Origin of the sequence: Alteromonas australica, from assembly GCF_000730385.1 — a bacterium.
GTDB classification, from domain to species: Bacteria; Pseudomonadota; Gammaproteobacteria; order Enterobacterales; family Alteromonadaceae; genus Alteromonas; species Alteromonas australica.
In genome coordinates this window covers 2,037,670-2,056,773 of the sequence record NZ_CP008849.1, presented here as the reverse complement: position 1 = coordinate 2,056,773, position 19,104 = coordinate 2,037,670, and the positions used below count along the sequence as shown (strand labels likewise).

The 19,104-nt window shown below is 43.9% G+C and carries 16 protein-coding genes; 5 read left to right on the top strand and 11 right to left on the bottom strand.

What is annotated here, in order from left to right; all coding sequences use genetic code 11:
• Positions 1-68 precede the first annotated feature (68 nt).
• Both EP13_RS09075 and pnp read right to left on the bottom strand, forming a co-directional pair.
• Positions 69-362: a DUF1244 domain-containing protein gene (locus EP13_RS09075; RefSeq protein WP_044057013.1), complete on the bottom strand. Its 294-nt coding sequence runs from the start codon at positions 360-362 to the stop codon at positions 69-71.
• A gap of 105 nt (positions 363-467) precedes the next feature.
• Positions 468-2,579 carry a polyribonucleotide nucleotidyltransferase gene (pnp, locus tag EP13_RS09070; RefSeq protein WP_044057012.1) on the bottom strand — a complete coding sequence of 704 codons (2,112 nt, stop codon included), beginning with the start codon at positions 2,577-2,579 and terminating at the stop codon, positions 468-470.
• A 456-nt stretch (positions 2,580-3,035) separates the two neighbouring features.
• On the opposite strand from pnp, the gene EP13_RS09065 reads away from it, so the two are divergent.
• Positions 3,036-3,593, top strand: a complete 558-nt coding sequence (locus EP13_RS09065; protein ID WP_044057011.1) for an HNH endonuclease — start codon at positions 3,036-3,038, stop codon at positions 3,591-3,593.
• Between the two features lie 20 nt (positions 3,594-3,613).
• Here EP13_RS09065 and EP13_RS09060 read toward each other — a convergent pair whose 3' ends face one another.
• The 5 genes from EP13_RS09060 to EP13_RS09040 all read right to left on the bottom strand — a co-directional run bounded on the left by EP13_RS09060 (position 3,614) and on the right by EP13_RS09040 (position 10,034).
• Positions 3,614-4,552, bottom strand: a complete 939-nt coding sequence (locus EP13_RS09060; RefSeq protein ID WP_044057010.1) for a mechanosensitive ion channel family protein — start codon at positions 4,550-4,552, stop codon at positions 3,614-3,616.
• A 128-nt stretch (positions 4,553-4,680) separates the two neighbouring features.
• On the bottom strand, positions 4,681-5,928 hold the full coding sequence (locus tag EP13_RS09055; protein ID WP_044057009.1) for a glutamate-5-semialdehyde dehydrogenase: 1,248 nt from the start codon (positions 5,926-5,928) through the stop codon (positions 4,681-4,683).
• Positions 5,925-7,034, bottom strand: a complete 1,110-nt coding sequence (gene proB, locus EP13_RS09050; protein WP_044057008.1) for a glutamate 5-kinase — start codon at positions 7,032-7,034, stop codon at positions 5,925-5,927. The genes EP13_RS09055 and proB overlap by 4 nt, the downstream gene beginning before the upstream one ends.
• 16 nt (positions 7,035-7,050) lie before the next feature.
• On the bottom strand, positions 7,051-8,550 hold the full coding sequence (putP, locus tag EP13_RS09045) for a sodium/proline symporter PutP (protein WP_044057007.1): 1,500 nt from the start codon (positions 8,548-8,550) through the stop codon (positions 7,051-7,053).
• A 386-nt stretch (positions 8,551-8,936) separates the two neighbouring features.
• Positions 8,937-10,034: a DNA topoisomerase IB gene (locus EP13_RS09040; protein ID WP_044057006.1), complete on the bottom strand. Its 1,098-nt coding sequence runs from the start codon at positions 10,032-10,034 to the stop codon at positions 8,937-8,939.
• 491 nt (positions 10,035-10,525) lie between these two features.
• On the opposite strand from EP13_RS09040, the gene EP13_RS09035 reads away from it, so the two are divergent.
• A complete protein-coding gene (locus EP13_RS09035; RefSeq protein WP_044447240.1) occupies positions 10,526-11,077 on the top strand; it encodes a hypothetical protein in 552 nt (183 codons plus the stop codon).
• Positions 11,078-11,240: 163 nt separating this feature from the next.
• Here the strand turns inward: EP13_RS09035 and EP13_RS09030 are convergent, their stop codons facing one another.
• On the bottom strand, positions 11,241-11,930 hold the full coding sequence (locus EP13_RS09030) for an SDR family NAD(P)-dependent oxidoreductase (RefSeq protein WP_044057004.1): 690 nt from the start codon (positions 11,928-11,930) through the stop codon (positions 11,241-11,243).
• A gap of 4 nt (positions 11,931-11,934) precedes the next feature.
• On the bottom strand, positions 11,935-12,489 hold the full coding sequence (locus EP13_RS09025) for a DUF2878 domain-containing protein (protein ID WP_044057003.1): 555 nt from the start codon (positions 12,487-12,489) through the stop codon (positions 11,935-11,937).
• Positions 12,490-12,691: 202 nt separating this feature from the next.
• Between EP13_RS09025 and EP13_RS09020 the strand changes: the two genes are divergently transcribed.
• The 3 genes from EP13_RS09020 (at position 12,692) to EP13_RS09010 (ending at position 16,321) form a co-directional block, all read left to right on the top strand.
• Entirely contained in the window at positions 12,692-14,341 is a 1,650-nt protein-coding gene (locus EP13_RS09020) for a diacylglycerol kinase family protein (protein ID WP_044058864.1), read from the top strand.
• On the top strand, positions 14,342-15,685 hold the full coding sequence (gene gdhA, locus EP13_RS09015) for an NADP-specific glutamate dehydrogenase (protein WP_044057002.1): 1,344 nt from the start codon (positions 14,342-14,344) through the stop codon (positions 15,683-15,685).
• Between the two features lie 192 nt (positions 15,686-15,877).
• Positions 15,878-16,321, top strand: a complete 444-nt coding sequence (locus tag EP13_RS09010) for a hemerythrin domain-containing protein (RefSeq protein WP_044057001.1) — start codon at positions 15,878-15,880, stop codon at positions 16,319-16,321.
• Positions 16,322-16,435: 114 nt separating this feature from the next.
• On the opposite strand, the gene EP13_RS19085 is transcribed toward EP13_RS09010, so the two are convergent.
• Together EP13_RS19085 and EP13_RS09000 are read right to left on the bottom strand one after the other, a co-directional pair.
• Positions 16,436-16,594 (bottom strand): YqaE/Pmp3 family membrane protein, encoded by a 159-nt coding sequence (locus tag EP13_RS19085; protein WP_044057000.1) that lies wholly within the window; start codon positions 16,592-16,594, stop codon positions 16,436-16,438.
• 130 nt (positions 16,595-16,724) lie between these two features.
• Positions 16,725-19,019 carry a putative bifunctional diguanylate cyclase/phosphodiesterase gene (locus tag EP13_RS09000; RefSeq protein ID WP_044056999.1) on the bottom strand — a complete coding sequence of 765 codons (2,295 nt, stop codon included), beginning with the start codon at positions 19,017-19,019 and terminating at the stop codon, positions 16,725-16,727.
• Between the last annotated feature and the right edge of the window lie 85 nt (positions 19,020-19,104).

The following is a 19,104-nucleotide window of genomic DNA, read 5'->3' as shown; positions in this document are numbered from 1 at the left end:
GTCTTCTATAGTCTGCCCATAACCGTATTACTTAAGCCAGCTTGCGCTGGCTACCGTCATTTCGTGATTTATTTTTTCTGTCTTGCAGCAAGCTTTTCGAGTTGCTCATCAGTTGCAGGTAGCTGGTGCTTTTCCTTCCACTCTGAATACGGCATTTTGTATACCACTTCACGGGCTGCTTCGTAGTCTACGTCAGCACCCTGCTCGCTCGCGGCGGCTGAATACCATTTAGCTAAGCAATTGCGGCAAAAATCTGCGAAGATCATTAAATCAATATTTTGAACATCTTTATTTGCGTCTAAATGTTCAACTAAACGGCGAAAAACCGCAGCTTCTACCCCTGTTTGGGTTTGCTTATCCATATTCTGTCCTTACTCAAGAAGATGCAATGAAAAACGAAAAAAGGGAGCCAAGCTCCCTTTTTACTTACATGTGTTTAATTAAGTTTAAGTCAACCTAATTAAATATTACTCTGCGTCGTCAGACTTAGGCGCAGGCTTTTCTAGAAGCTCTTTAATGCTTAAACGTACACGATTTTGGCGATCAATTTCCATAACCTTAACGTCAACCATCTCACCTTCTTTAAGGTAATCCGTCACTTTGTTCACGCGCTCATGAGCGATTTGTGAAATGTGAACAAGACCTTCTTTACCTGGAAGTACTTCTACAAACGCACCGAAGTCTACAATACGTGTGATCTTACCGTTGTAAGTCTTACCCACTTCAATTTCAGCGGTGACTTGCTCAATCTTGCTAATAGCGATGTCTGCTTTAGCACGCTCTGTTGCAAAGATTTTGATTGTACCGTCGTCTTCAATCTCAATGTTAGTATCAGACTCTTCAGTAATTTGACGAATCATTGCGCCACCTTTACCGATAACATCGCGGATCTTGTCCTGATCGATTTTAACAGTGTAAATGCGTGGAGCGAATTCACTAAGCTCTTCGCGGTGACCGCCAATAGCTTCGTCCATTACGTTAAGAATATGCAAACGTGCTTCCTTTGCCTGTTTAAGGGCAATTTGCATGATTTCTTTGGTAATACCTTCAATCTTAATGTCCATTTGAAGTGCAGTAATACCACCAGTAGTACCCGCTACTTTAAAGTCCATGTCACCAAGGTGATCTTCGTCACCTAGGATGTCTGAAAGTACAACAAAGTTGTCGTCGCTCTTCACGAGACCCATTGCAATACCAGCCACTGAAGCTTTAATAGGTACACCTGCATCCATAAGCGCAAGTGAAGTACCACATACAGACGCCATTGAAGATGAACCGTTTGATTCTGTAATTTCAGAAACAATACGTACTACGTACGGGAATTCTTCTTCACTAGGCATGACAGCTTGAATACCACGCTTCGCCAAACGACCGTGACCAATTTCACGACGCTTAGGAGAGCCAATCATACCGGTTTCACCAACACAGTATGGAGGGAAGTTGTAATGCAGCATGAAACGACTATCGCGCTTACCTTGAAGCTCGTCAATCATTTGTGCGTCACGTTCTGTACCTAGGGTAGCAGCAACAATGGCTTGCGTTTCACCACGAGTGAAAACTGCAGAACCGTGAGTACGTGGTAAAATGCCCGTGCCAACATCTAGCGCACGAATCATCTTAGGATCACGTCCGTCGATACGAGGCTCACCAGCTAGGATGCGTGAACGTACTACGTCAGACTCAAGGTCATGAAGAAGGTTAAGTACTTCTTTTTTATCTTGTTCTTCGTCTTCAGCAAGGATAGCTTCAAGCGCTTTTTCTGTTGCAGCTGTTACCGCATCTTTACGCGCTAGCTTGTCAGAAATTTGGTAGGCAGCAACCATTTCAGCTTCAGCAAGTGCTTTTACTTTCTCTTTAAGAGTTGTGTTTTCTGCTTCTGGCTTCCAATCCCACTTGTCGATGCTAACGTTAGCAGCAAATTCGTTTACCGCTGTTATCACCGTTTGTAGTTGCTCGTGACCGAACATCACAGCACCAAGCATAACGTCTTCAGAAAGTACGTCAGCTTCTGATTCAACCATTAATACCGCGCCTTCAGTACCAGCAACCACTAAATCTAGTTCGCTGTCAGCTTGCTCTTCAACACGGGTATTTAGAATATATTCGCCGTTAGTATAACCAACGCGCGCTGCACCAATTGGGCCATTAAATGGAATGCCAGAAATGGCTAGCGCAGCTGAAGTACCAATCATAGAGATGATATCGGTAGGGATGTCTGGGTTGGCAGACATGACTGTGATAACAACTTGTACTTCGTTTTTAAACCCTTCTGGGAATAATGGACGGATAGGACGGTCAATCAAACGTGCTGTTAGCGTTTCGCCTTCTGAAGGGCGACCTTCACGTTTAAAGAAACCACCTGGGATTTTACCCGCAGCATATGTTTTTTCTTGATAGTTAACCGTTAGCGGGAAGAAATCTTGATCTGCTTTCGCTTCTTTCTTACCAACAACGGTAACTAATACAGCGGTGTCATCCATACTTGCCATGACGGCTGCTGTTGCCTGACGAGCGATAACGCCCGTTTCAAGTGTTACAGTATGCTGTCCATACTGAAATGATTTAGTAATAGGAGTCACTATTTGTCCTTTAATTTCAATCTTATTTATCGCTTATAATCGCGGTGCATAGTATAGCGGTGAACTTGCACTAATACCATTAACAAATTTATTTATCCCACAATCTCGGCGTTGTTACTGACGAATGCTTTTTTAAGGAACGCGCGATGAACGTGAAAGCGACATTTTATGCTAGCACTGCACGGGAAGCCTACATTCAAGCGTGTGGCCTACGTCAATATGGGTTAAATAAACATGCTAATGTGAAATATCGATGAATTCTCACAAATTGACTATATTTTCATCATAATGACATAAAACGGCGTATGCTATAGATACGCGAATAAAACCTTCTGCACTATTTTTAGTAAAGCACGTTTTAGCAAAACACGCTGTTCGATTGGCTTTGCTATTTAGTACTTTGTGATTCATAAAATTAAATTAAGTACTTCCCATTTGCGCGCTAAGGGGATCGTTATGTTGGTATTGCGACTAAATAAAGCGGGTATGCCGCAAGAATGGATACATGTGGAACAAGCGGCGAAACTTTATTGTCAGGATAAAGTGCTGTTTGAGTTAGGCACGGGGTCTGTCACCTTAAAAGGAGGTTGGGACCACCATGGTAACCAAAGCGCACTCACCCTTTCGAGCATTATTGCTTGCGAAGGCAAAGTGGCAGATTTGAGCGGTAAAGTAGCGCTCACCAATCGCTATCTTTTTCGGCGAGATAATTACCTTTGCTTGTACTGTGGTCAGCAGTTTGCACCCAGAGTGCTCACACGGGACCATATTTTACCCCGCTCCCGCGGTGGCAAAGACACCTGGACAAATGTTGCAACATCATGCCAGCGCTGTAATCATGCAAAAGGGGCTAAAACACCGGAAGAAGCTAATATGCCTTTACTCGCGGTGCCCTTTCGCCCCAATGTTTACGAACGCTTTTACCTTATGAACCGACGTATTCTGGCCGACCAAATGGAATTTTTGAAAGGTCATTTTACCGCTAACCGCGATTGGTTTGTAAGCGCCGAATAGGCTGGCGTGTAACCTGTATACTAGAGCCCTGAACTTGTCGTTGACGCGGGGCTACTGTCGTGTTGAACTTGCTGGCCCTGATTCAGACTATTAACCTGTTGAGCATTCTCTTCTTTTAATGCTTTAAACCATAAGCTAAGCCAGTCAGAACACATTTTGTGTTCAAGTTCGTGGGCTTCTACCGTGGGGCAAAACAGGCTTACCTTAACCACCACCTTGGCTAACTCGTTTGTTTTAATTTCAACTTCAGGGTCAATGCGAATAAAGTCTTGCTCCAAATGGCGCTCGATGAGCCCTTTATAACGTTCCGCTACGTCTCTAAAATACTCACAATGCGCTTGGGCTCTGGCTTGAAACGCTGGCAATAAGCTATATGCGTTCACTGTAGGCTCATTAACAATTTCAAATGAGTGAAGTTTGTAACGTCGCAAAAAGTTTAAGTTACGTACCGTTTGCGTGACCAACTGGCTATTCGGCACATATACGTGCTTTCCCGTATAGTTAAAGGTTTGAGAATCGACCTCCAACAAGGCTGTTTTCGCCCAGTCCATTTCAACCACCTCACCGATGACGCTGTTCATTTGTATCCAATCTCCCACGCGAAATGGCCGAGCGCTGAGGTAATAAATGAACCCCATAAAGCATTGTATAAATTCTCTGGTTGCCAGCACAATCGCCACCATAAACGCAGCAATAGAAATTGCCAGCGTTTGAATCTCTGAAGACCACACCATCATTAATAAAATGATAATGAGTGCGTTGCCCAGCTGCTCCAGTATGTTGATTTGATTGCGTCTATCTTCGCCCTTTCTCGAACTTCGTCGTTTAATTAATCGTAAGAGGCCTTTTTTGAAGAAATGCAAAACCACCAGCAATACCACTGAGGCAAGAAACTTATATTCTGTGACAAAGTTTATTGCGTATTGCCATAATAATGTGTGGTCGAACACATTCTCCATGTATCTACTCCATTTAACCGATTGATAGAAAATAAAAAAGCGCTGTTAAATAACAGCGCTTTCATTATGAAGCATGGTGTACCTAGGTACAATGCCGACCAGTTCAGCTTGCCTGATTTAGCCTATTTTTACTCGCGAATTTGGCCTTCACCGTTCACTAAGTATTTTTCTGAGGTTAATGACTCAAGCCCCATAGGTCCATATGCGTGTAATTTCGTGGTAGCAATACCAATTTCAGCGCCAAGGCCTAACTGACTGCCGTCTGAAAAACGCGACGAAGCATTCACCATCACCACACTCGCATCAACAGCACGTTGAAACAGTGCAGCGCTTTCCTTGTTCTCTGTACAGATAACTTCAGTATGGTTGCTACCAAAGTCAGCAATATGAGCAATAGCGCCTGCAAAATCGTCCACCACGCGTACGGCGATTTCTAAACCAAGGTATTCTTCACCGTAGTCGGAATCGGCGATAACATCAGCATTATCAAAATACTCGCTGCCGGCCGCATTCACATGAACCTTTACGTTGTGGTGTTTAAGCGCCGCGGCTGCTTTGGGCAGGAAGTCAGCGGCAATAGCTTGGTGCACCACTAACCCTTCTAACGCGTTACATACACCAGTACGCTGGGTTTTACCGTTAAGTAGCAAGGCCAATGCCTTGTCTAAGTCGGCATCTTTATCAATATATAAATGACACACGCCTTTAAAATGCTGAATAACCGGGACTTTAGCGTTGTCGGTGACATAATTAATAAGCCCTTCACCGCCACGAGGAATAATAACGTCGATATAATCGCGCTGTTCCATCAATTCCTGCATAAGCGCGCGATCTGGGTTTGGCACCACGGTCACTAGCGCTTTTGGCAAATTATGCGCTTCTAGCACATCTTGCATCAACGTCGCGATGGCTAAACTGGTATCTAATGCCTCTTTACCACCACGTAAAATTACCGCATTCCCTGATTTAAAACATAGAGCGCCTGCGTCAGCAGTAACGTTAGGGCGTGCCTCATAAATCATGCATACCACACCCAGTGGGATACGCATTTTCTTAATTTCGATGCCATTAGGGCGGGTACCTATCACCCGTTCTTTGCCTACAGGATCGTCTAGGCTAATAATAACTTCGATGCCTTCGGCCATGGATTCAATGCGTTCGTCGTCAAGAATGAGACGATCGATCATGGCATCATCAAGGTTATTTTCTCTCGCGCGCGCCACTTCTTTTTCGTTAACGTCTTTAATTTTGTCTTTGTTTTCGCGAATAGCCGCCGCCATGCCTTTCAGTACGGCGTTTTTTTTGGCTTCATCTAGAATTGCCAGTGTTTGGGCTGCTTTTTTCGCTTGTTGTGCTAAGTCGGTAATAATGCTCATTCTTTCTCCAAATTTGCCACATGCTGATCAGAAATTATCGGGCCAGTCTTTTCTTCGAATTCACTGGCGAATTCATCATTTTCCTGATTAGCAATAAAATTAAGTAAACAACTGCTGTAGTTCGATTTCGCTTTCACCAATTTGGTTCCGTCTTCTTTACGTACCAAAATAGTATCGCCTACAGAGAATTCTCCTTTCACATCGATGATTTCGCTGCTCGTTAATTGCTCGCTATCTCTGACTAGAGATTCATCGAAGTCCCCTTCTACTATCACTTCGCCCTGCGCATTCGAGGTATGTGTCATCCAATGTACATTTTCTTTCATTGGCTTTTCGTAGGGTTTAAAATGCGTACCTGGGTTTTCACCCGCCAGCAACATATTAAACGACAGTTCTGTGAAGCCGTTAATAATATAAGTATCTATACCATGCGAAACGGCTTTTTCCGCAGCTTCAATTTTCGTGCGCATACCGCCAGTGCCCACACCGCCTTTCACCGCGCCGCCAGCCATAGCGTAAATGCTAGCGTCTATGCTTTCTACAGTTTTTAGCAAACTGGCATCATCGTGCTCGTGCGGGTTTTTATCGTATAGCCCATCAATGTCAGAGCAGATAATAAGTGCATCTGCATCAGCCGCAGCGGCCACCATGGCCGACAAATTATCATTGTCGCCCACTTTCAGTTTATCCGTCGTTACCGTATCGTTTTCATTCACAATCGGTAGCACATTGTGGTCGAGCAAACTGAAAATCGTTTCTCGTATACTGACATAGCGCTCACGGTCCCGTAAGTCGGCATGGGTCAATAACATTTGCGCTGATGGGAAATCAAATAACCTGTCCCACGTGGCAATCATTTCGGTTTGCCCTGCCGCCGCCATGGCCTTTTTAACGGCGATATTTGATTTCTCTTGCTCCGGGAACAAATGTGCGCCCGCGGCGACAGAACCTGAAGACACAAGTACCACTTGAGTGCCGTTCGCTCTGCAGCGTACGATGAACTGGGCGATGCTCAGCAGATAGTGACTGCTGCACCCCTGCTGGTTCGGCGAGATTAATGCACTGCCTACTTTAATGACTACGCGTTTCCAATTCGGATGACTCATAATATTTACTTTCACCTTAAGATTGTTGATCTGCTAACTCTTTGTTCGTTTCGCTGAACATCGCCTGTACGCGCGCTGAGGGCGCAAGGCTAAAATGTGTAACCAACCACAATGTGGCTGTACTTACGGCGAAACCGGGAATAATTTCGTAAACGACACTGCTTAGCGATTGCCCGTTTTCAAGTACTGGCGCATATATCCAAAACAATACAGTCACGGCACCACTGATAATGCCCGCCAGTGCTGCATTTTGTGTTAAATCCTTTTTATATAAGCAAAACAAAACAAGCGGACCAAACGCTGCACCAAATCCAGCCCACGCATTGCTTACCAGCGATAAAATGGTATTGCTTGAGTCCATAGCAAGTAATAACGCGGCTATGGCCACACCAGCGACACCAAAACGTCCAATGTTCACTGTTTTTTCATCGCTCACGTCTTTTTTCGACAACACGCGATAAATGTCCTCAGTTAATGAACTTGCAGATACAAGTAACTGAGAAGAAATTGTACTCATGATGGCCGCTAAAATTGCCGCCATGAGAAATCCACTGATAAGTGGATGAAATAATAACTGTGAGAACACAATAAATATGGTCTCTGGGTCGTCGACTGGCAAATTAAATTGGTTTGCATACGCAACCCCAACAAAACCTGTCGCTAGCGCACCGATAATGGTCACTGTCATCCACGACATACCGATATTTCTCGCCGTACCAATGGCATTCACAGAACGAATAGCCATAAACCTCACAATAATGTGCGGTTGACCGAAATACCCCAATCCCCAACCCAAGCTAGAAACCAGACCAATTAGCGTTAGCGTCTCTAGTGATTCACTAAAACTGGGTACAGATTCATACGCAGCATCTGTCATTTGGCTCACACTATCAAACTCGCTGAATGCCACGATGGGAACAAGTACCAACGCAACAAACATAATGCAGCCTTGCACGAAATCGGTAAGGCTTACCGCTAAAAAGCCGCCGAGTAATGTGTATGAAACCACCACGCCTAACGTGATAAACAAACCAAGTTGGTAATTAACAGAAAATGCGCTTTCAAATAACTTTCCGCCGGCCACCAAGCCTGCTGAGGTATACAAAGTGAAAAACATGACAATGATAACCGCAGACACTATGCGTAAACTGGCACTCGGGTTATCAAAACGTTTGGCAAAAAACTCAGGTACGGTAAGAGAATCGTCAGCCACTTCTGTGTAAACACGCAATTTAGGCGCCACCAGTACATAATTAGCAAGCGCACCGGCGACCAACCCAATGGCAATGTAAACAGCGTCAAACCCAGTGACAAACATAGCGCCTGGTAGCCCCATGAGCATCCACCCTGACATATCAGAGGCACCGGCAGATAACGCGGTTACCTGCGGACTAACTTGCCTGCCACCCAGAATATAGCCAGAGATATCACTGGTTGATTGTCGGTAGGCAAACAGCCCTATTGCTAACATGGCGACAAAATAAATAGCCAGTGATATATAACTTTCAATTGGCATAACTGTAAAACTGTCCTTTTAACTCGTTCAATACGGCTTTGTTCTCTCGTGACAATAAAAAGCACTGCCCCAATAGAGCAGTGCTATGGAATACTGTTAAAAATCACTAGAACAAAAATGATTAGAGTTCTAATAATATAAAGCTTTTATTTATTTTTTCAAGTTCAATATTTGTGCAAATAAGACAAACATGGCCTAATAGCCAAGTCTGTTGTAAGAACGGCGTTATACACACCCCTTCGTATTTTTACCTTTATTTGGCTTATTAAACAAATAGATACAAACATCCCAATAAGCGAATAGAAACATTAGCATTCATTCAAAAAGCACGTCAGATAAAATTGAACAAAATAATAAACCATTGTTATTGAAATTTAATACGAATGTCATTCAGAAGAAATAATATCCATAAGAAGGCTTTCTAGCTTGATACACTGTTCATATTCGCTACAAAATTGCTCATGCACTTGCGTGACCTTTTTTTCTACTTTTTCACGCGTTTTGGGGCAGGCTAGAACCTCATAAAGCTTGGGGTGAAGGTAATATTCTTGGCAAACTTTAGGCGTATTCCCCAGCATTTTTGCTACACACTTGCTTAATGTGGGCTGCCATTTCCTTTGTTTGTTTTCTTTAAGCATCCTGCTCACTTGCGGTAAGCACTTCAGCGCATAACGACTGGCCGCCCACGTTCTAAAGTCCTTACAACTAAAACCATCACCTAAGTATTGATGTATAAAACTGTTCACGTCGTCACTGGTAACATCATGCCATTCGTTGTTGTTATCTACATAACGAAACAAGCTGTATCCTACGGCTTGTGCACTCTCTTGTATCCATGCAGCCAATTGAGGGTCATCAACCGTTACCACGCGATTTATCTTATGCTTGCCCACATAATTCAATGTTACGCTATCTGCACATGCCTTTTTAATGTGCTTTCGCCGCAGGGTGGTTAACCCAAAGGTATTGTTTTCTTTGCAGTACTGACTATTTCCGATGCGAACGCCTGTGCAGTCAAGCAACAGACACACCAGCGCACAGGCACGAGACTGCGTCCATTCTTCTTCCGATAATAGCGATATACATGCTTCGCGAAACGCTTTAATGGCGCGTCCAAATTCATGCAAGCGCGCAAACTTTTTCGCTTGCTGCTGTTGATGCCATTTAGGGTGATAGAGATATTGCCGCCTTTCTTTCGCGTCTACACCTACCGCTTGAATACGTGCAGTTTCTACCTTGTTAATCTGCACGTGCTGCCAGTTTGGCGGGATCACGAGGCGGGAAATTCTATTTAAAACACGTTTACTCGTGACTTTCCTTCCCGATGCGTACTTGTAGTAAAACCCGGACTTCCCACAGCGGTAACGTTTAATCGTCAAATCCATTTCGTCAGTTAGCTGAAACTGTTTTCGAGGTTCGGTGCTTTTGATTTTCTTTGTTGATGTTCGTAACGCCTTCGCGTTTATTCTTTCAGCCACTGCCATGTTAGTTCCTTGCGCTATGCCTTAATGCATCGCAAGCAATTAATGTACTCATTAAATCTTTTGATAATGTATGGCATTTGTAAGTTACGCCGGTACTAGGTTAACGCGCCGTTAGCTACAATCCATACTCCACATAGGTATGAAGAGCAGAAAATGAAAGTGAGCAATATTTTCACAACCAGCGCAATATGGTAATGGTTGAGGATTTCTTGGTGTTCATTGTACGGGTGGATTTTACGCTATTACCAACGTCCTTCTTTTGTAAGTTTTTATCTATCATTATCGCCCCATTGACTAATATTTAATTATTCTCTAAATATCAATAAGTAAGGAGGGGTTATTTATTCATGCCTTAGCCTTTTCAAGCGGCATAACGATAAGGAAGTAAATTAATTTTTTGTCACTTACCTGCCTTTTCATCGGTACGCTTTTTGAATGTTCTATGACATGAATTTTACGCTTAAGGCGGTAGTAACATACAAGGAGGACTTATGAGTAAGTCTGAACATGAAAATTTAAGAGCAGACATTGCACCGACAAATAAGGTACAAGTTGCGGCCATTTTTGAAGATAAGCACGAGGCGCAAACCACTGCTGAACAACTTACCGCGAACAAAGGTATCTCTCCTCAACAAGTCACTCTTATTGATGGCCAAGATGAAAAGCTTAGCCAGAAGCTTGAGGGCAGCAGCGAAAAGATTGGTAAGCATATGTGGAATTCCCATCTTGTGTTAGGGGGAATAGGACTGCTTGTAGGGCTACTCTTTGCTTTTATTTTGGTTGAGTTTGGCCCAGCGTTGACGCAGCAGAACCCGCTATTCACCTATATCGCACTTATCAGCCCAGGGATATTTACAGGCTTGTTTATTGCGGGTTTACTGGGATTACGCCCTGATCGCTCACAGATTATTCAAACTGTTCGTCATGCAGTAAGACGCAAAAAAGTGGCTTTGGTTATCAATTTGGAAAAGTCGCAGTCGGTGTCTGATGTCTCGCAGTTTTTAAATAACCGAAGTAATACGGTGGTGGAAGCGATTCGCTAGATTAAATGGGCGTTGAGGTACAAAGGACTTTTACGGCGTTGTGATTGTCTTATTGCCATATCCCGGTTCATGATTGCCCAACGGGTATTTATTGAACGTAAAAAAACAACCGTTAAGCTAATGCTTAACGGTTGTTTTTTGTGCGTAACGCAATGTAAAAGCCCTACCAATCAACCACGTCTTTATCTCTAAAGAACTTACCATTAGGCCCGCCCTTTTCATGGGTACCTAGCCACAATGCAGTTTCCGCTCCTTCCTCTGGTGTTTTAGGTGCATCGGAGCCGCCCATTCGGGTATGCACCCAACCAGGGCTCATGGCGTTGATGGTGACATCAGTATTATCGGGAATGTGATTCGCAATATTAAGCGTTAAGGCATTTAGCGCAGCTTTACTTACCGCATAGGCCAAGGGCCCTTTCATGTCCTCACTAAAGCATCCCCACCCTGATGACACATTCACGATTCTGCCATAGCCTCTATCAATCATGCCCGTTAACGCTTGTTGTATCAGCGTGAGTGGCGCTAACGTGTTAACTTGTAACGAACGCCGCATGTCTTCGCCACTGACATCTTCCCACGACGTTTTATCGAGCACACCGGCATTATTGATAACCACATCCATGGGGCCAAATACGGCTTCTGCTCTTACAAACGGGTCGACGATAGTGGCTTCCTTATCTAAAGGCATTTCGATAACGTGAACATCGCCACCCACAATATCTTGCTTTGCCTCTTCACCACTTTCTTCGTCTCGACACGCCATTAGCACCTTATAGCCTTCTTTAGCGAATGCCCTTACTATTTCTAAACCAATGCCTCTATTACCACCTGTCACCATGACATTCTTTGTCATACTGCTATCTCCTCTTGGCTAACTCCAATTCGAATGGTGCGCTGAGCTTATCTAAGAGCAGAAAACACCCAGGTAAGGTGAAGCCCCAAACCACGCACAAGGTAATATAGGTAGTCATTAGGGAGTAGCCGAGATCAACCGCACCAAAGTTTGCTCCTGCCAAATAGCTTAAAGGAGCAAAAATCCCCCCAACCAACGCTGCCAAAAGGGGTTTCGAGCGCAAGGTATCTAAACTGTGTGCCAAGGTTGCGGCAAACGCCCCCCACAATAAAACCAACCACAGAGGCACTATCCACATTGACAATGCAGTGAATACATACGCGTCTTCCGTGAAATAGAATACGCTGCAGTACATTAAGAGGGAATCAATCGTGGCGCCCACTAACATCACGAGCAACATCAATTTTCCATCGATTTTCCTTGTAGGCGTCAGCACAAACCACAATAAAAACAACGCTAATACGTAAGGAATGGAGGCTGATTGCATTAAAATCACCAGCCACCAAATGGTTTGGAACCAGATAAAATTAATCACTTTAAGAAACAAGCTATTGGCCATATGGGGTTCCACTGCCTACCCGTTTATGGCGAGTAGTTGAAGGGCTTATTGTGCGCGCGTTTCACGCATTATTTTGTGAATACGCCATGAAGTAAAGAAAGTTCAACTTCTATAGCTCTAATTAATACCAAGATGGCTAAACGAAATGGCCGTTGCAGCCGTACCTGTTAGGTATGTTTCGTTAACAAAGGACGTGTGTAACGTGAAAATGGTAAAATATTATGTGTTAGGGGCAATACTTGCCTGCGCACTGGCCGGCTATTTTGCCTGGTATGTACCCAACCTTGGACTAACCATTATTTTTGGTTGGACGGGGTTTTCACTTATTGCAGTGAGTAGCGCGTATTTATTACGTTACCCTGCGCTTTTTAGAAAACGCGAAGACGGCGCTATCCCATTTTACATTCGTTGGATTTTCGTGCCCTTCTTGCTAGGGAGTTGGTTATATAACGAATATGCCCGGCGCACCGATAAAGTCCCTCCTTTGCAAAAAATTGAAGAATCCTTGTTCCTCGGTTGCAGAATGTCGACGCAACATGTGGATTTACTCAATGAAAATGACATTGGTGCAATATTAGACGTAACGGCTGAGTTCGATGGGTTAGATTGGACGGCTTATCAAGAAGATTTTGCCTACTTAAACATACCGGTACTCGACCATACTAGCCCAACCACCGAACAACTACTTCACGCGATAAATTGGCTAGATCAAAAAATCGCTGATGGCCAAAAAGTGGTGGTGCATTGTGCGTTAGGCAGAGGACGCTCCGTACTTGTGGTTGCAGCTTACTTGCTGGCCAAGCACCCTTCCCTCACCATTGATGAGGCCATGGCAAATATTCAATCTATACGCACCACCGCACGTTTAAACAAACGCCAGCGTAGCGCCCTTGCTAAAATACAGCAAGGCGGCCACTTAAATTTATCTAAGAGCCTTACACTCATTGCCAACCCCGTGGCAGGCGGCGGCAAGTGGAAAACAGAAAAGGCAGATATTTTAGCCCAACTAAATGAAAAGTTTCGCGTTACCGTTGAAGAAACCACGCCAGACGTTGACGGCGAAGCGTTAGCCAAAAAAGCCGTGGAAGAAGGGGTGGATATTGTGGTGGCCTGCGGTGGTGACGGTACCATTACCGAAGTTGCCAGTGCGTTAGCCGACACTGATACCACATTAGGCATTATTCCACTAGGTACCGCCAATGCCCTTTGCCAGGTACTTCATGGATACACCAGCAAAATAATGCCCGTAGGCACAGCTTGCGAAATTATTATCGATGGCCACGCCATCTATATGGATACCGCAAGGTGCAACGACAAAATGATGTTATTGGTGGCCGCGGTAGGCTTTGAGGAGCGGATGATTTCAGCCGCAGACAGAGGGGAAAAAGACAACGGTGGACAAATGGCCTATTTACGAGGGCTTTGGGATGCAATTTCTCAAAACGACAACTTGTCGTTTTCTTTATCTTTAGAAGATGGCCCGACACAACATATTGAAACTCCGAGTTTAGTTATTGCCAATGCCGCCCCTGTAACAACCGCACTCGCACAAGGTGGTGAACCGCCAGATGTAACAGACGGGAAACTAGATATTACGTGGCTCACACCACAAGCTTCTGCGGATAAGCAATTTTTATCCCTCGCCGAACTTGTACTAACGACCTCTGAGTCGAAGCAGCAATCTGACACTATTACGCACTCCCAGGCCAGTTCCCTAACATTGGAATTTGATGAAGAAGTATCTTACGCCCTAGACGGTGAAATATTTAATGCAAAACATATTGAAATTAACATTCAGCCACGCAGCCTTAAGGTTTTAAGTAACGCAGACGAATTCGAGGACGCAAAATAAATGTCAAAAAGTAATACCGAAGCACTAAATACATTTTTAGCCCAGCGGTTTCCTCATGAAAGCGAATACCTGCAAGCGACCTCTGAAGTGCTAACCGACATCATGCCTATTTACAATGCAAATGCCACTTACAAACACTACGATATAGTCAGGCGCTTGTGTTTACCTGAACGCATTATTTATTTCACCGTCAGTTGGATGAATAGTCACGGAGAGGTGGAAGTTAATCAAGGGTGGCGTGTTCAACACAATTCTGTCATGGGCCCCTATAAAGGTGGCTTACGGTTTCACCCTTCTGTGAACTTAACAATTTTAAAATTTTTAGCCTTCGAGCAAACCTTCAAAAATGCATTGACCGGCTTGCCTATGGGCGGCGGTAAAGGCGGCTCAGACTTTAACCCTAAGGGTAGAAGCGACCATGACATTATGCTTTTCTGCCAAAGCTTCATGCGCGAACTACAACGTCATATTGGTGCACAAACCGATGTTCCAGCCGGTGACATTAATGTTGGAGCAAGAGAAATAGGCTTCTTGTATGGTGAGTACCGTAGGCTAAATAACAGGTTTGAAGGTGTACTAACAGGTAAAGGGTTAGAGTTTGGTGGCAGCTACGTCCGTACAGAAGCTACTGGTTTTGGTTTAGTCTATTTCCTTGAAGCGGTATGTAAAGCCCATAATACTGATATTGAAGGCCAGAGAATCGCGATATCAGGCGCCGGGAATGTCGCGCTGCATGCTGCGTTAAAAGCGAAGCAGAAAGGAGCCATAGTCGTTACATTGTCAAACAGCAAAGGGACCCTCGCTTGTACGTCGGGTTTTCACGAAAGTGACATTCAGTGGGCTATCCACAACCATACCATGGAATCCAATGTCTTAACGGCACTTTGCCAGCAAAGTGAACGCAATATGCAATGGCATAAAGCGCAAACGCCGTGGTCCGAGGAAGTAGATATTGCCCTGCCCTGCGCCACCCAAAACGAGTTGAATCATAGTGACGCTGAATCGCTGATTCACTCTGGCTGTAAAATGGTGTTAGAAGGCGCCAACATGCCGTGCACAGAACGTGCGCAACAAGCATTTAAAAAAGCAAAGGTCGTATTCGTACCAGGCAAAGCATCGAATGCTGGCGGCGTTGCACTCTCAGGACTTGAGATGGCACAAAATGCGGTATTTTCTCAAGATGATGCAAACACCTTAGACGCACAACTTAAAACCATTATGCAAAACATTCACTACCGCTGTGAACAAGAAGGAACGTCAGACACTGGAATAGACTACGCCAAAGGCGCAAACGTGGCTGCCTTTCGCCGTGTAGCAGACGCTATGGTAGCGCAAGGCGTTTAATTTTTGTGAGTGACGGTGGCGCCATTCATACAGGGTCACCTGTAATTTATGCACTTTAAGGCGGGCTTTTTAGCTCGCCCCGTTTAAAGATGGCAATGTTTTGTATTACTTTCATAACGTTAGCCATATTAGAAAGTTGGAATACTTCTCGCATTCTCTAAATTGTTATTTTAACAATTCTGGAGAACCTTGATGAAAATATTTGAAGCGTTACGCAAAGACCATGAGAAGCAACGATTACTGCTAAAAATACTAGCAGAAACCAGTGGCGATACCGCAGCTCGCCGTGAGTATTTTCAAGAGCTAAAAGACCAATTGGAAAGTCACGCTGTGGCAGAAGAGCGTCATTTCTACTCACATATGCTTGAAAACGATGAAACTGTTGAGCTGACACGCCATGGTATTGCAGAGCATCATGAGATAGATGAGCTTATTGAAAAGCTTGATGAAACTGAAATGAGCTCTCCAGCTTGGCTTCATTATTTAAAAAGCTTACAAGAAAAAGTTGAGCATCACCTCGCGGATGAAGAACAAGAGTTTTTCCAAGTGGCGGGTAAAGTGCTTAATGAAAGACAGAAAGAAAAATTGGCCGACGGTTATCGCGAAGAAATGGCTCAAGAATTGACTCATGCATAACGCCTCTTAAGAAGAATCGATCCTTTGAAGTTAACGCGTAAAGCCAACACTTTACGCTTTTCATTCACACATAAAAAAGCCAGCTTGACGCTGGCTTTTTCAACTGTTCGGATGTTAACGCTTAGCAATAATATAAATGGCGTGGATTAAACCTGGGAAATAGCCCAACAGTGTAAGCAGAATATTGATCCAAAAGTGCGCACCGATACCCACTTGTAAGAAAACGCCCAGCGGTGGAAGTATGATTGACAAGATAATGCGTATAATATCCATAATAATTTCCTTGTTCTTGAAGTAATTTCACAGTTTACCTACCAAATTTACCGTTTGAACGTTCTTTTGGAAGGTTTAGTTTTTATAATGCATATACGCTGCCAACAATAATATATTAGCCAAAAGGCGTCTATTCACCGAAAGGTGAATTCTCTAACCAAGCTTCTAAATCAGCGCGTGGCAGTGGCCGACTAATAAAGTACCCTTGGGCGATATCACAACCCCAATCCTTCAAAATGTTCATAGATACTTCATCTTCAACCCCTTCAGCGACTACCTTTAAATTAAAAGCATCAGCTAATCCCAGTACGGTATGAACAATTTGTTGATCATTTTCATCGGTAGCAAGAGATAATATAAAGCTCTTATCAATTTTGATGGTATTTACCGGTAAATTTTTCAAATAAGCCAGCGACGAATACCCAGTTCCAAAATCGTCAATCGCGAAATGGAACCCTCTTGAGGTCAATGCATTCAAGTTTTCAATCGCGAGAGATGCGTCAGCAACGAGATCGCTTTCTGTAATCTCTAATTCTAATGACGAAGGATAAAGGGCAAACTCTGTTAATAAATTAACCAGCTTATTAAGCAGCGGCTTATTTTGTATATCTTGAGTCGATAAATTCATCGCTACCGTAAAGCGATAGCCTTTCACTCTGAAATAAGATAAATCTTCAATCGTGCGGCGCATTACCCAGCTAGTCACCTGTTCTATCAAGCCGGCTTGTTCAGCAATAGTAATGAATTCGTCGGGAGGCACAAAACCAAGTACGGCATTATTCCAACGGATAAGCGCCTCCATACTGCACACTTTCATCGTGCTCAAATCCACTTTAGGCTGATAAACCATGGATAATTCAGATTGCTCGCTAGCCAACGCCCGCTTCAATTCAGTGGTTATGGTTAATCGGCGAACATATCTGGCTTCCAGATCGGCTCGATAATGCACACACCACTGACCAGTATGAATGGCTTCGTCAGAGACAATATTGATTTTTCTAAACAGCTCTTCGCTGTTATCCGCATCTGATGGACATGAGATCACAGCCATGGCGATTTTAATAGGTATGGCTATTAGGTTACTTTCTACCGGTTGCTCTAAAATATGTTTGAGGGTTTCTAATTGCGCTTCATCAAGACGAGATTCACTGATATAAAGAATTTCCCCGCCTGCCAGCCGGGCAGAAGTGCCAGGCCAGCGCATAAGTCGCTCAGCCAAGGTTTTTAGCGCAGTATCACCGTTTGAGTAGCCATACAAGTCGTTAATGGTTCTAAAGCCAATAACTGTAATAGCCAGGACTTGGACACTTTTATTGCTGTTGATTTGAGACTCAAAGTATTGTTCAACATAATTACGATTGAACAAACCTGTTAACACGTCGTGTTGTGCCTGATAGCGTATACGCTTTTCCCTATGCTTAATACTATCTTGCATGCTATCTACGGCGGTCGCTAACGCAGAAATTTCTTTCAGTCTTGAAGGTTTACTTAAAATAGCCCCGTAGTTACCCGCTGCCACTCGATTTACCGCATTCACTAAATTTGAAACTGGGCCGCTCACGTTGCGGGCTAAAATCATAGAGAAGCCTAACGCCACTAATATGGCAATAAGGGTAAAAATTAAAATTGATAACTGAATATGAGTAAATGACTGATACGCTTCAGATACATCGATAGCAATCGTAATATCGACTGGTAACGTACCCATGGAAGATAATGTTACCGAACGGCGCATATACGTGAGTTGATTGGTGAAAGTAACATCCAGCCATGACGGGCTTTCCTGAGCATTCAAAATGGATCGTGCTTGTTCATCTACCAACGTCGAGGCAATGATCCCTTGGTCGCCCTTGCCTGAAATGATGATGTCTGCTTCTACTAGACGTCTTAAATCCTCTAGCAAAGCAGAATCGAACTCGATACCTATAATGAGGTAATACCGTAAGGTTGGAATTTCTACACGATACAAATTCAGTTGCAGCAACCTATCATTAATGAGGAAAAAACCACTTTCATACCCCTTCGCAGCAAGGGCTGTACTGGCTTTTAATTGTTCATTAGGCGTGAATAAGTCGGTATAGCTTGCCACCACGTTATGATTTAAATCTACTAAGGCAATCACGTCAGTGTTGATACGCTTAGCGTAGCTGGTAAACGCCGCTTCTATTGAAGGCGTATCCTCAGTGCCAACTGCGCGCCTGAAGTCGTACGACCGCAACAACACATTTGAAACGCTTTTAACGATGGCTTGTCTGTCGTCAATGAGCCGGTGTAATACTTTTTCCGTTACAGCAATATCTTGATTAATATTTTGCTGCACAAGGCTATTGGCCGACTCCCACACGGAAGCCATGATTAAAAAGGCCGCGACAAGTATGCCACCAAGCAAGGTTCTAAATAGGCTTTGTCTTAACGAAATCTGCACGCTAGCGCTCCTAGCGACTCAAAATAGGCATGTTCAATGATTAATAAACGGTTACAAGCAGCAAGCATAGCCCAATTAATTTCCA